At 53.8% G+C, this 12,080-nt stretch carries 14 protein-coding genes; 11 read left to right on the top strand and 3 right to left on the bottom strand.

Features of this window, described 5'->3' with window-relative positions; translation table 11 throughout:
* Positions 1 to 39: 39 nt before the first annotated feature.
* A complete protein-coding gene (locus HB664_RS06295) occupies positions 40 to 1,386 on the bottom strand; it encodes a PTS sugar transporter subunit IIC (RefSeq protein ID WP_023310306.1) in 1,347 nt (448 codons plus the stop codon).
* 328 nt (positions 1,387 to 1,714) lie between these two features.
* On the opposite strand from HB664_RS06295, the gene HB664_RS06290 reads away from it, so the two are divergent.
* The gene (locus HB664_RS06290; protein ID WP_008502085.1) at positions 1,715 to 2,173 is read left to right on the top strand and encodes a YbaK/EbsC family protein; all 459 of its coding nucleotides are present in this window, start codon (positions 1,715 to 1,717) and stop codon (positions 2,171 to 2,173) included.
* A 38-nt stretch (positions 2,174 to 2,211) separates the two neighbouring features.
* On the opposite strand, the gene bglJ is transcribed toward HB664_RS06290, so the two are convergent.
* Together bglJ and HB664_RS06280 are read right to left on the bottom strand one after the other, a co-directional pair.
* Entirely contained in the window at positions 2,212 to 2,847 is a 636-nt protein-coding gene (gene bglJ, locus HB664_RS06285) for a DNA-binding transcriptional activator BglJ (RefSeq protein WP_087823449.1), read from the bottom strand.
* A complete protein-coding gene (locus HB664_RS06280) occupies positions 2,844 to 3,581 on the bottom strand; it encodes a response regulator transcription factor (RefSeq protein ID WP_167818849.1) in 738 nt (245 codons plus the stop codon). The genes bglJ and HB664_RS06280 overlap by 4 nt, the downstream gene beginning before the upstream one ends.
* Positions 3,582 to 3,990: 409 nt before the next feature.
* Between HB664_RS06280 and HB664_RS06275 the strand changes: the two genes are divergently transcribed.
* The 10 genes from HB664_RS06275 to HB664_RS06230 all read left to right on the top strand — a co-directional run bounded on the left by HB664_RS06275 (position 3,991) and on the right by HB664_RS06230 (position 12,017).
* Positions 3,991 to 4,767 (top strand): threonine/serine exporter ThrE family protein, encoded by a 777-nt coding sequence (locus HB664_RS06275; protein ID WP_023310303.1) that lies wholly within the window; start codon positions 3,991 to 3,993, stop codon positions 4,765 to 4,767.
* A complete protein-coding gene (locus tag HB664_RS06270; protein ID WP_023310302.1) occupies positions 4,758 to 5,231 on the top strand; it encodes a threonine/serine exporter in 474 nt (157 codons plus the stop codon). Before HB664_RS06275 ends, HB664_RS06270 begins: the two co-directional genes overlap by 10 nt.
* A 67-nt stretch (positions 5,232 to 5,298) precedes the next feature.
* The gene (locus tag HB664_RS06265) at positions 5,299 to 5,940 is read left to right on the top strand and encodes a TetR family transcriptional regulator (RefSeq protein ID WP_219940501.1); all 642 of its coding nucleotides are present in this window, start codon (positions 5,299 to 5,301) and stop codon (positions 5,938 to 5,940) included.
* A 41-nt stretch (positions 5,941 to 5,981) separates the two neighbouring features.
* A complete protein-coding gene (locus HB664_RS06260; RefSeq protein WP_219940500.1) occupies positions 5,982 to 6,434 on the top strand; it encodes a MarR family winged helix-turn-helix transcriptional regulator in 453 nt (150 codons plus the stop codon).
* A gap of 83 nt (positions 6,435 to 6,517) precedes the next feature.
* Positions 6,518 to 6,946 (top strand): organic hydroperoxide resistance protein, encoded by a 429-nt coding sequence (locus HB664_RS06255; protein ID WP_202773905.1) that lies wholly within the window; start codon positions 6,518 to 6,520, stop codon positions 6,944 to 6,946.
* A 148-nt stretch (positions 6,947 to 7,094) separates the two neighbouring features.
* Positions 7,095 to 7,640, top strand: coding sequence for a primosomal protein DnaT (dnaT, locus tag HB664_RS06250; protein ID WP_029742210.1), 546 nt, complete (start codon positions 7,095 to 7,097; stop codon positions 7,638 to 7,640).
* Entirely contained in the window at positions 7,637 to 8,374 is a 738-nt protein-coding gene (gene dnaC, locus HB664_RS06245; RefSeq protein ID WP_023334409.1) for a DNA replication protein DnaC, read from the top strand. Before dnaT ends, dnaC begins: the two co-directional genes overlap by 4 nt.
* Before the next feature lie 83 nt (positions 8,375 to 8,457).
* Positions 8,458 to 8,940 (top strand): DUF2501 domain-containing protein, encoded by a 483-nt coding sequence (locus tag HB664_RS06240; RefSeq protein ID WP_072196596.1) that lies wholly within the window; start codon positions 8,458 to 8,460, stop codon positions 8,938 to 8,940.
* A 270-nt stretch (positions 8,941 to 9,210) separates the two neighbouring features.
* Positions 9,211 to 11,502: a phosphatidylglycerol--membrane-oligosaccharide glycerophosphotransferase gene (gene opgB / locus HB664_RS06235; RefSeq protein WP_219940499.1), complete on the top strand. Its 2,292-nt coding sequence runs from the start codon at positions 9,211 to 9,213 to the stop codon at positions 11,500 to 11,502.
* Positions 11,502 to 12,017, top strand: coding sequence for a GNAT family N-acetyltransferase (locus tag HB664_RS06230; RefSeq protein ID WP_064673195.1), 516 nt, complete (start codon positions 11,502 to 11,504; stop codon positions 12,015 to 12,017). Before opgB ends, HB664_RS06230 begins: the two co-directional genes overlap by 1 nt.
* The last annotated feature ends 63 nt before the right edge of the window (positions 12,018 to 12,080 follow it).

The raw sequence follows: 12,080 nt of genomic DNA, 5'->3' as shown, positions 1-12,080 counted from the left end.
CACTAAAAACGGCAACCTGAGTTGCCGTTTTGCTTTAACCTAAGCCACCTGCTGATTGTCCTCTTCCGCGTTACGCTGTGCTTCTTCCGCTTCCTGCTCCAGCAGCTGTTTCTCGTACACTTTGAAGAACGGGAAGTAGATGATTGCCGATACGCAGGCCAGGACCACAACCAGAATAGCCGCGCGGAAATCCCAGCCCAGAGCCCACGCTGCGCCTATTGGCGCCGGTGCCGTCCAGGGAACCACTGAGATGACGCGGCCAATCAGGTCAAACGTCATCGCCGCCCAGGCCAGCACGGCATTTACCATCGGTGCCAGCAGGAACGGAATAAAGAACACCGGGTTCATCACGATTGGCGTACCGAAGATAACGGGTTCATTGATGTTGAAGAAGCTGGGTACCACGCTCAAACGCCCGATAGAGCGTAAATGCGCTGAACGGCTACGCAGATAGCAAATCACCAGCCCCATCGTGGCGCCCGACCCGCCAATTACGATAAAGAACGTCCAGAACGCCTCCATAAAAATATGCGGCAGAGGCTGGCTGGCGGCCAGCGCGGTCTGGTTCGCACCCAGGTTAGTCAGCCAGAACATCTGCAGCATCCCGGAGACGATGGCGGCTCCGTGGATCCCGGCGAACCACAGCAGATGACCAATCAACACGGCCAGCAGGATCGCAGGCAGGGAATCCGCTGCGGAAACCAGAGGTTTAAAGACCGACATAATGGCCTGCGGGATCAGCATGCCGAACTGAGACTGAATGAGCAGGCTCAGAGGATAAAGCGTCAACACCACTACCAGCACCGGGATGAGCAGATCAAAAGAGTTTTTGATCATCGGAGGAACCTGATCTGGCAGGCGAATACCGATGTTATGCGCCTTGAGAAAACGCATCATCTCAACGCAGTAGATCGCCACCAGAATCGCGGTAAAAATGCCCGTCCCACCCAGGCTATCGACAGGCAGCGTGCCTTTGGTTTTCGGTGCCGCGACCAGCAGAAACGCCATCAGCGACAGCATGGCGCACATAAACGGGTCTAACTGGTGTGATTTGACATAGTGTTTGCCAAGGTTATAGGCGATGGCCGCACAGATATAAATAGACATAATGCCCATCGTCATATCAAACGGCGTCAGGATCTGGCCTTCAAACTGCTTCGCCATATCCAGCCAGGCTCGGGCGAAACCCCAGGTGGTATCCGGCGAAAACGGCGGGTATGCGAACACTAACAGAAACGAGCCCACAATCATAAATGGCATCGCAGAGATAAACCCATCACGGATAGCCATGACATGACGCTGGGAAGAGATCCGCCCGGCAATCGGGCTCACGTAATTTTCAACAAAACGGAATATCAGGTTAAACGCAGCATGGTTGGCAGACATGGCAGATCTCCTGTCAGACGTTTGTTACGGGCGCATTTGCGCCGCACGTTGTTCCATAAATCACCTTCACAACCTTGCTGGCTTGTGTACCAGTGGTACTGCTCAGACGGAATGGTTTCATAATTTGCTCTTATTATTGGATACAGGGGACGTTACGTACTCAGTATTAATCGACGCATCACGCTCTGCAACCGGTTACTGTAACCGGTTTCCGTGATTGTGAAGAGGATCCAGAAATCAGCCGTTCGGGATATTTGTTACTGAAGAGATATTTACAGAGCATAAATTCTTATGACAGATTACGCAGGATATTTGTCAGGAGGAAACAATGAGTTTGCAGTCTGTACAGCAGTTTTTTGCCGACAACGCGCCGGATATAGACGTCATTGAACTTAGTCAGAGTACCGCTACCGTTGCGTTGGCTGCTGCCGCCCATCGTGTTGAACCGGGGCAAATCGCCAAGACCTTGTCATTAAAGGTGAAAAATGAGGTGATACTGGTGGTGGCGAAAGGCGATGCGCGCCTGGATAACAAAAAGCTGAAAGATACGTTTGGTGCAAAAGCGCGCATGCTCAGCAGTGATGAAGTGGTGACCATCACAGGTCACCCCGTTGGCGGCGTGTGCCCGTTCGGCCTTGAAAACCCGCTCGCGGTTTACTGCGATATCTCATTAAAGCAGTACGCCGAAGTTCTGCCCGCAGCAGGCGCAATTCATAGTGCCGTGCGTATTTCACCTGACAGAATGGCAGAGTTAACTTCCGCAAAATGGGTTGATGTTTGCATCTGATTGATGCGCCAGAACCTGTCTGGCGCGCAACAGACAGGTTATAAAAAAGTCGGCTTGCTGAGTATCGAACTTCGCGGTTCTCTTGCTGAAAGATGGGTAATAATATCCGCCGCATCGAGCAGCCCTACGTCAGAGTTCACCCCCAGCTTGACCATCGCATTAAACTTATGCGCCCGGATGGTCTTAATATTGCGTTCAAGCTGTGCCGCGATTTGAGGAATGGAATAGCCACAAGACATATAACGCAATATTGCCCGTTCCGTTGGGCTTAACATTCTGCTTTGACTCTGGTACCAGTGATTCATCATATTGTCATTGATGCGCAGGGTTTCGCTCAGCAACACCATGAGTTCCTTCTGCAGGAGCTCAAGCTTCAGCGATTTACTGACCACACCGTGAAGGCGTGACGGGGAAAGATGGCTAATCAATCTTGCTTCCATCTCATCAGCGACCAGGATAATGCGCTGGATATGGCCATGCGTAAACGCAAAATCCCGCAGGTGCGCCAGGCAGCTACGACGCTCTTCTCGCGCATCGGAATATGAATAGATCAGCGAGAAAAAATTGATGTGCTGAAGTGCTTTCTGAAAGCTGTCAAATTCACTAAACAGATGCAGCTGATAATGATTCAGTCCGGGCATCGCAAAAAGATGCTGTAGCCCAACAGCACTCATCGTGCAATTTTCGACGATGGCGATATGTCTTGTTGAATCGGTTTTTTCCATTCCTCGAACTCTCCATAGGCTGACATCAAACTCAGCTCTCGCATTCCCTGTGTACTGTTTATCCAGGCGTACATATCGGCATTACTGCGTAATGACAGCCGTCGCATCGCACTGTTTTTCTGCGCACTGACGGTTTTATTGCTCTTCTTAAGCAATGTGGCGATTTGGTTAATCCCCCATCCTTTACCTAACAGCCGCAATACTTTGCGTTCGGAGTGCGTAAGGGCAATAACGTTTTCGTCTTCATCCCCCGTACTTTGAGGTTCAGGGGCTAACAACGTCTGGCTTACCCGCTCTGCGCGTTCGCTACCTGCCCGAATAGCGTTCACCAGGCCTTCAATGGGTTCCATATCAGAAAGCAACGTACTTTCCGGGCGCACAAGTAGCTCAACGGCAATAGGGTTAAGCGGCCGCGAAACTAAAAAGATCCAGTGAATGTTCCGGTATTGATTCAATAAATTGAAATACTCTTCGAGCGCGCCCCGAGGATTCCAGTATTCGCCTGTAATATCGGCAATGATGACGTCAGCGCGGCGTAGCTGGAGCAGTGTTAACTCCTGCAATGAGCTGCAATAGGTCAATTCAAAATCGGGGAAATGGCGAGTCATTACGCCCCCCAACCCGTTTTGCATGACCGGTATCCGGCTAATGATAACGCTATGCTTACCGTGCAAAGACAACATAGACCCTCCATGTCCATTCTTCATGTGATGAGTAACGTTAAAATGCATCAACGTATGAGTATTTTCGTCCCTGAGTGTAAAGCAGGTTAATACAAGCAGAAGATGAGATGTTTTCTTAGTTTAAGAAATACCTAAACAGCAGTAATATCTCACAAAGCGAAATTAAATTTAATTGCAGTGTCATTAAAATAACTACAATATAAAATTAGAATAACTAAATATATATAACTTATCTTTCAATAATTATAATTCACCAGAATGATGAATTAATCCCAACCCCTCCCGCACTTAGGCGCTGCAACTGTTTGCATAAACCTTGATCTGGCCCACAGCAAGAGGCACTGCACTTTGTGCTAAAAGTAATCGCTATGGGCCAACCGGCAACTTTCCACCTTCTTCAGGACAATACATGCAGGCAGATCGTTCAACGCAGCGTGCTATCACGCGGCTATGTATTCAGTGCGGTCTTTTTCTGCTCCAGCACGGCGCGGAAAGCGCGCTGGTTGAGGAGCTTTCCACCCGGCTGGGACTGGCGCTGGGTATGGATAGCGTTGAAAGCGCTATTTCATCTAATGCCATCGTGCTGACCACGATCAAAGACGGCCAGTGCCTGACCTCCACCCGCAAAAACCATGATCGCGGCATTAACATGCATGTCGTGACCGAAGTGCAGCACATCGTCATCCTTGCTGAACATAAGCTTCTCGATCTTCGGGAGATTGAAAAACGGTTCAGCCAAATTAAGCCATTGCGTTATCCGCGCTGGCTTGTCGTGGTGATGGTAGGGCTGTCTTGCGCCTGCTTTTGTAAGCTCAACAAAGGCGGCTGGGACGGCGCGATCGTCACCTTTTTCGCCAGCAGTATCGCCATGTATGTTCGCCAGCTGCTGACGCACCGGCAGCTGCATCCGCAAATTAACTTCTGCATTACCGCGTTTGTCGCCACCACGGTTTCCGGCCTGCTGCTGCGCCTGCCGCAGTTTGCCACTACCCCGACGATTGCCATGGCCGCCAGCGTGCTTCTGCTGGTTCCGGGCTTTCCGTTGATTAACGCCGTCGCCGACATGTTTAAAGGACACATCAATACCGGTCTGGCACGCTGGGCTATTGCCAGCCTGCTGACGCTGGCGACCTGCATCGGCGTTGTGATGGCCATGACACTCTGGGGGTTACGCGGATGGGCGTGATAGATTTTCTGCTGGCGCTGGCACAGGACATGCTTCTGGCCGCCATTCCTGCCGTCGGCTTTGCGATGGTGTTTAACGTTCCGCAACGCGCTCTGCGATGGTGTGCGCTGCTGGGCGCGATTGGCCATGGCTCGCGAATGGTGATGATGACCGCAGGATTTAACATCGAATGGTCGACATTTATGGCCTCCATGCTGGTTGGCAGTATCGGCATTCAGTGGTCGCGCTGGTATCTGGCGCATCCCAAGGTGTTCACCGTCGCCGCCGTGATCCCAATGTTCCCCGGCATATCTGCCTATACGGCGATGATTTCCGCGGTGAAAATCAGCCATTTTGGCTACACCGAGCCTCAGATGATCCTCCTCCTGAGCAACTTTCTTAAGGCCTCGTCCATCGTCGGCGCGCTTTCCATCGGGCTGTCGATCCCCGGGCTGTGGCTGTACCGCAAACGCCCACGCGTTTGATATTTGTGTTATTTCGCTGCCATGGAGATAATCTTTCTCGTCCGTTTGGTGAAAATAAGGAAAGGAAGTGGCTAACCCTGGCAGCGAACACCCCGAGCACGGCGAAGAATCCAGCCTGAAAGAGAAAATTTTTCAGAGCGCCATCGCGCTTTTTGCCGAGTATGGATTGAACGGTGCCCGCATGGAGCAGATCGCGGAGAAAGCGGGTACCACCAAACGCATGGTGGTTTATCATTTTAAGAATAAAGAGAATCTCTATCTGCTGGTTCTGGAACATGTTTACACCCAGATTCGCGCCAGTGAAAAAGCGCTAAGCCTGGCGGGAATGCCCCCCGTCGAAGCGCTGGTCAACCTGGTTGAAGCCACCTTTGACTATCATGCCGACCACCCGGACTACATCCGGATTATCTGCATGGAAAACATGCAGCGCGGCCGCTTTATGCAGCAGTCGAGCTATCTTCGCCAGGTTAACCGTAGCGCGCTCGACCTGCTGGAGGGCATCCTGCTCCGGGGCAAAGAAAAGCAGCTCTTCAGCCAGACGGTTGACGCCCGCGATCTTCACCGCCTGATAAGCAGCTTCAGCTTTCATTACGTTGCCAACAGCTACACCTTCACGCTCCTGTTTGAAGATGGGGCGGACGAACAGGCTCAGCGCCAGCACTACCGCAAAATGGCCGTTCAGGTGGCGCTCCGCTACACCTGCCCATAAAATTGCTTGCAATTAAATCGCACACTACCTATATTAATCTCATGAACGCGAAAACGAACGACGCAACCGCTGCGCTCAAGCTGGATAACCAGCTCTGCTTTGCTCTCTATTCGGCAAATCTGGCGCTTAATAAGCTGTACCGGCAACTGCTGGCACCGCTGAACCTGACTTACCCGCAATATCTGGTGATGCTGGTACTGTGGGAGCAGGATGACGTCACGGTGTCGGACATCGGCGAACGCCTGTTTCTGGACTCTGCAACCCTGACGCCGCTGTTAAAACGGCTGGAAAGCGGTGGGTTAATCAACCGTCACCGTTCGCGCAAAGACGAACGTCAGGTCGCCGTCACCCTGAGTGAAGCGGGACGTGAACTTCAGCAGCAGGCATTGGGTATTCCCCATGCGGTGGGTTGCGCAGCGCAGTGTGATACCGACACTTTGCTGGCGCTTAAACAGCAGCTCGAATTTTTGCGACAACAGCTACACCGCGCGTAAAGCTATACTTTACGCGTGATTATCACCCATATATATCGCACGCTATTTAATAGCACACATCAAAGCAAGATGAGGAACCTGCCATGTCTTTAGAAAAAGTTGTTTATACCGCCAAAGCAAAAGCAACCGGTGGCCGTGACGGCCGCGCGACCTCTTCCGATGGCGTACTGGACGTAAAACTGGGCGTGCCAAAAGAGATGGGCGGCATGGGCGGAGAAGTGACGAACCCTGAGCAGCTGTTTGCTGCGGGCTACTCTGCCTGCTTCCTGGGCGCGATGAAGTTCGTGGCCGCACGCGACAAATTCACCCTGCCAAAAGATGCCTTTATTGAAGGCGAAGTGGGTATTGGCCCGCTGCCAACCGGTTTTGGTATCGAAGCAAAACTGAACATCCACGTTGAGGGTATGGATCCTACGGAAGCCAAAAAGCTGGTCGATGCGGCGCACATTGTTTGCCCGTACTCTAACGCGACCCGCGGCAACATCGACGTGACCCTGAATATTATCGCGTGATAAATGCCTGATGGCGCTGCGCTTTTCAGGCCTACGACCGTAGCCCCGGTAAGCGCAGCGCCACCGGGGAAATCCCCTCCTTCCCTTTCCTCTCTCTGTGCTACCATAAGCCCATATCACGCCCGTAGTAATCAGTAGAGTAAGCGTTATGTCCTCCAGAATTCTGACCACCAGCATTGCTGGCATTGATGCCTTTATGCGCGACCCACGCGGTGTGTTGACCCATGCCGAAGGCGGCACGGTTGCGGTTTTTGCCGACAACGCGCCGGCGTTCTACGCAATCACGCCGGAACGCCTGGCACAGCTTCTGGAGATTGAAGCGCAACTGTCACGCCCGGCGAGCGATATCACGCTGGACAACCAGTTCTTTGATGAACCGGTTAACGTCCCCGTGACCGTTCCGATGGGAAAATTTGCCCTGTACGCGGGCTGGCAGCCGGATGCGGATTTTCAGCGGCAGGCCGCGCTGTGGGGCATTGCGCTAACCCAGCCGGCCACCGCGGAAGAGCTCGCCGCGTTTACCGCCTGGTGGCAGGCGGAAGGTAAAGTCTTCACCCATATTCAATGGCAGCAAAAGCTCGCGCGTCATCTTCAAATTACCCGCGCCGGCAACAACGGCCAGCCCAAACGCGATATCAACGCGTTTTCAGAACCGGATAAACAGATCCCCAGCGGATTCCGAGGTGCGAAATGAAGAACGTCGGCGACCTGATGAAACGTCTGCAAAAAATGATGCCTGCCAACGTGAAGCCCGCTTTCACCACGGGTGAAGAGCTGCTGGCGTGGCAAAAAGAGCAAGGTGAGATCCGCGCCGCCGCGCTCGCCAGGGAAAACCGGGCGATGAAAATGCAGCGCACCTTTAACCGCTCCGGTATCCGTCCCCTGCACCAGAACTGCTCGTTCGATAACTATAAAGTCGAAACCAACGGACAAATGAACGCCCTTGCCGCCGCCCGTCAGTACGTGGATGAATTCGACGGCAATATCGCCAGCTTCATCTTTAGCGGCAAGCCGGGCACCGGAAAAAACCACCTTGCAGCCGCTATCTGCAACGAGCTGCTTCTGCGGGGTAAATCGGTCCTCATCATCACCGTGGCCGATATCATGTCTGCGATGAAAGACACCTTCAGCAACCGCGAAACCAGCGAAGAGCAATTGCTCAACGATCTGAGCAATGTCGATTTACTGGTCATCGACGAGATTGGCGTTCAGACAGAATCCCGCTATGAAAAAGTGATCATCAACCAGATTGTCGACCGCCGCTCCTCGTCCAAACGCCCCACCGGCATGCTGACGAACCACAATATCGACGAGATGACCCGCTTACTGGGTGAACGCGTCATGGACCGCATGAAGCTGGGTAATAGTCTTTATGTCATCTTCGACTGGGAAAGTTACCGCAGCCGCGTTACCGGCAAAGAGTATTAAGACAGTTCCAGGAATCGCCGCCTGGGCACAGGTATATACTGGAACCCCTTCGGCCCAAAACGGACCTTTTTGAGAGAGCCATGATGAAAAAACAGATTCTAATCAGCACCTTTTTAGGCGCGCTGCTGGTGACCGGCGCAGCGCAAGCGGCGTCCTGGCAGGAGTCCCTGTCAAGCGCGGCAAATGAGCTGACCAAAGAGAGCAGCAGCTCTCAGGGTGGACTCTCCGCCTCTTCCCTCACCAGCCTGCTGGGCAACAGCTCTCAGAGCCTTAGCGCGGGCACGATGAACAACGCGGCGGGGATTCTGGAATATTGCGCGAAGCAAAAGCTGGCCTCAGTGACCGACGCGAAAAACGTGAAAAACCAGGTGCTGGGTAAACTGGGTCTGGATACCCAGGAGCAAAAAGCGGACACCAACTATATGGACGGCATTCAGGGCCTGCTTAACGCGCAAAACGGGCAGCAGCTTAACCTGAGCACCCTCGGCAACTCTTCTCTGGCAAAACAGGTGAAAACCAAAGCCTGCGATCTGGTGCTGAAACAAGGCGTTAATTTCATCTCCTGATCTACCCCATTTTCTGCCACAACACGCCGCGTTTAATGCGATAGTCTTGCAACGCGGCGCTAAACGAACGTTTTTCCCACCTGCCACCGTCTCAGCGTCCGTTTGTCAGGATGCGACCTTCTTCATAAAAACGATTTTCTAAACCAAATCCTAACAACAGCACACTTTCGTGACACTAAAATTGCAGCTTAACGACATCGCAATTACATTGTATGACCCAAAAAATAAACAGTTAGCCAGCGAAGCACCTGGCGTCATGAGGATATGCTGTTGTCAGAATTCATGTCTCTTATCCTTTTTCTGGCTTCTGTCGGCGTTTACGCCTGGAAAGCCGGCCGTCACACCTGGTGGTTTATCGCCACGCTGGTGGTACTCGGCATTTTTATTATTTTAAACATTACCTTATACGCCAGCGACTACTTTACCGGTGACGGTATTAACGATGCGGTGCTCTACACGCTAACGAACAGCCTGACGGGCGCGGGTGTGGGCAAGTACATTCTTCCGGGGCTCGGCCTTATCGTCGCGCTGGTGACGATTTTTGGCGCGCTGGCCTGGGTGCTGCGTCGACGTCGCCATCTTCCGCACCATCATGGCTACAGCCTGCTGGCGTTATTCCTGGCGCTGGCCTCCGTCGACGCCAGCCCGGCGTTCCATCAGATCACCGAGCTGGTGAAATCCCAGTCGCGCGACGGCGATCCGGATTTCGCGGCTTACTACAAAGAACCGTCCAAAACGATCGCCAACCCGAAGCTCAACCTGGTCTACATCTACGGCGAAAGCCTGGAGCGCACGTACTTTGATAACGATGCCTTCCCGAACCTGACGCCGGACCTGGGCGCGCTGAAAAATGAAGGGCTCGATTTCAGCCACACCATGCAGCTTCCCGGCACGGATTATACGATTGCCGGTATGGTTGCCTCCCAGTGCGGTATCCCGCTGTTCGCGCCTTTTGAAGGTAACGCCTCAGCCTCGATGTCGACGTTCTTCCCCCAGAATATTTGCCTCGGCGATATCCTGAAAAACTCCGGCTACGAAAACTATTTCGTGCAGGGGGCAAACCTGCGCTTTGCCGGAAAAGACGTGTTCCTGAAATCCCACGGTTTTGACCACCTGTATGGCTCAGAGGAGTTAAAAACGACGGTTGCCGATCCGAGCTACCGTAACGACTGGGGCTTCTATGACGATACGGTACTCGACGAAACCTGGAAGAAATTCGAGGAGCTTTCCCGCGCGGGCAAGCGTTTCTCCCTCTTTGCGCTGACGGTGGACACCCACCATCCGGACGGGTTCGTCTCGCGCAGCTGCAAACTCAAAAGCTATGACGTGGATGGCAAAAACAACACGTCTTTCAGCGCCGTGACCTGCAGCCAGGAGCACATTGCCGCGCTGGTCGAGAAAATCAAAGCCTCGCCCTGGTTTAAAAACACCGTCATCGTCGTTTCGTCTGACCATCTGGCGATGAAAAACAGCGCATGGGATCGGCTCAACAAGCAGGATCGCAGCAACCTGTTCTTCGTCCTGCGCGGCGACCAGCCGCAGCAGGAGGTCATCGCCACCAAACGCAACTCCATGGATAACGGCGCAACCGTGCTGGACATTCTGGGCGGCGACAACTTTATTGGCCTGGGCCGCAGCACACTGTCGGGGCAATCCCTGTCGGAAGTGTTCCTCAACATGAAGGATAAAATCCTCGCCTGGAAGCCAGACATTATCCGCCTGTGGAACTTCCCGAAAGAGATGAAGGACTTCACCGTCGATCGGGATAAAAACACGATTGCCTTCTCGGGCAGCAGCTTCCGTCTACCGCTGCTGGTGCGCGTGTCGGCGGGGCGCGTCGAGCCGCTGCCGGAAAGCGAATATTCCGCGCCGCTGCGCTATCAGCTGGCAGATTTTGCCCCACGCGATAATTTCGTCTGGGTCGACAGATGTTACAAGATGGGCCAGCTCTGGTCGCAGCCGCTGGCGCTTTCTACCGACTGGTGCGTCTCTCAGGGTCAGCTCGGCGGGGAGCAAACCGTGCAGCACGTGGATAAAGCCCAGTGGAAAGGCAAAACCGCGTTTAACGATACGGTGATTGATACCGCGCGCTATCAGCGTAACGTCGACATGCTGAAAATCAGCGATAACGACATTCGCTACAAAGCGGACAGCTTTATCTTTAACGTGGCCGGCGCGCCCGAGGAAGTGAAGCAGTTTAGCGGCATCTCGCGTCCGGAGTCCTGGGGGCGCTGGTCCAACGCGCAGCTGGGCAACGAGGTGAAAATTGAATACGCCCATCCCCTGCCGGAACAATTCGACCTGGTGATCACCGCCAGAGCGTATGGCCCCAACGCTAACAAGCCCGTACCGGTTCGCGTGGGCAGCCAGGAGCAGATGCTGACGCTCGGGAACGACGTGAGCACGCACACGCTGCATTTTGAGAACCCATCGCGCAGCAATACCCTGGTGATCGTGCCGCCGGATCCGCAGTCCACCAATGAAGGGAATATTCTCGGCCATTCACCGCGCGAGCTCGGCATTGGCATGGTCGAAATTAAAATTGTGAGTCGCGCAGGCTAATGGTCGACCTTAACCTCACCGTCCGCCCCACGCGTCCCGGCGACGTTGCCTCCCTGCCCGCCATTGAACGCGCGGCGGGCGAGCGCTTTCGTGAAAGCCCGGATCTCGCCTGGCTTGCCGACGGTGAGGTCATTTCCGCTGAGCAGCACCTGGAATATGCCGAACGTGGGCTAAGCTGGCTGGCGCTGGCGAACGGCCAGCCCGTCGGGTTTATCCTCGCCGAGGCACACCCTTCATCACTGTTTATTGTCGAACTCTCGGTTGATCTGGACTGGCAGGGAAAAGGGATCGGCAGGCAACTCATCGCCTGCGTGGCAGACCATGCCCGCACGCTGGGGCTGGCGTCGCTGACGTTGACGACGTTCAGGGACGTACCGTGGAACGCGCCGTTCTATGCAAAGCTGGGGTTTGAATACATAGCTGAACTCACGCCTGAACTGCGTGAAAAACGTGAAGAAGAAGCAGCGCACGGCTTAGCGTATAACTCCCGCTGTGCCATGCGTCTGCCGCTTTGATATCGCCCGGTGGCGCTTCGCTTACCGGGCCTGCAACAACCTTCCGTAGGCCGGGTAAGGCGT

This window comes from Enterobacter sp. DNB-S2 (genome assembly GCF_019443845.1).
GTDB classification, from domain to species: Bacteria; Pseudomonadota; Gammaproteobacteria; order Enterobacterales; family Enterobacteriaceae; genus Enterobacter; species Enterobacter asburiae_B.
The sequence above is the reverse complement of the archived record's forward strand: the minus strand, read 5'-3'. Positions and strand labels throughout refer to the sequence as shown.

Bases quoted from the DNA above. Each gene is read 5' to 3' on its own strand.
- HB664_RS06295 (WP_023310306.1), bottom strand. From the start codon at position 1,386: ATGTCTGCCAACCATGCTGCGTTTAACCTGATATTCCGTTTTGTTGAA.
- HB664_RS06290 (WP_008502085.1), top strand. From the start codon at position 1,715: ATGAGTTTGCAGTCTGTACAGCAGTTTTTTGCCGACAACGCGCCGGAT.
- bglJ (WP_087823449.1), bottom strand. From the start codon at position 2,847: ATGAGTGCTGTTGGGCTACAGCATCTTTTTGCGATGCCCGGACTGAAT.
- HB664_RS06280 (WP_167818849.1), bottom strand. From the start codon at position 3,581: ATGTTGTCTTTGCACGGTAAGCATAGCGTTATCATTAGCCGGATACCG.
- HB664_RS06275 (WP_023310303.1), top strand. From the start codon at position 3,991: ATGCAGGCAGATCGTTCAACGCAGCGTGCTATCACGCGGCTATGTATT.
- HB664_RS06270 (WP_023310302.1), top strand. From the start codon at position 4,758: ATGGGCGTGATAGATTTTCTGCTGGCGCTGGCACAGGACATGCTTCTG.
- HB664_RS06260 (WP_219940500.1), top strand. From the start codon at position 5,982: ATGAACGCGAAAACGAACGACGCAACCGCTGCGCTCAAGCTGGATAAC.
- HB664_RS06255 (WP_202773905.1), top strand. From the start codon at position 6,518: ATGTCTTTAGAAAAAGTTGTTTATACCGCCAAAGCAAAAGCAACCGGT.
- dnaT (WP_029742210.1), top strand. From the start codon at position 7,095: ATGTCCTCCAGAATTCTGACCACCAGCATTGCTGGCATTGATGCCTTT.
- dnaC (WP_023334409.1), top strand. From the start codon at position 7,637: ATGAAGAACGTCGGCGACCTGATGAAACGTCTGCAAAAAATGATGCCT.
- HB664_RS06240 (WP_072196596.1), top strand. From the start codon at position 8,458: ATGAAAAAACAGATTCTAATCAGCACCTTTTTAGGCGCGCTGCTGGTG.
- HB664_RS06230 (WP_064673195.1), top strand. From the start codon at position 11,502: ATGGTCGACCTTAACCTCACCGTCCGCCCCACGCGTCCCGGCGACGTT.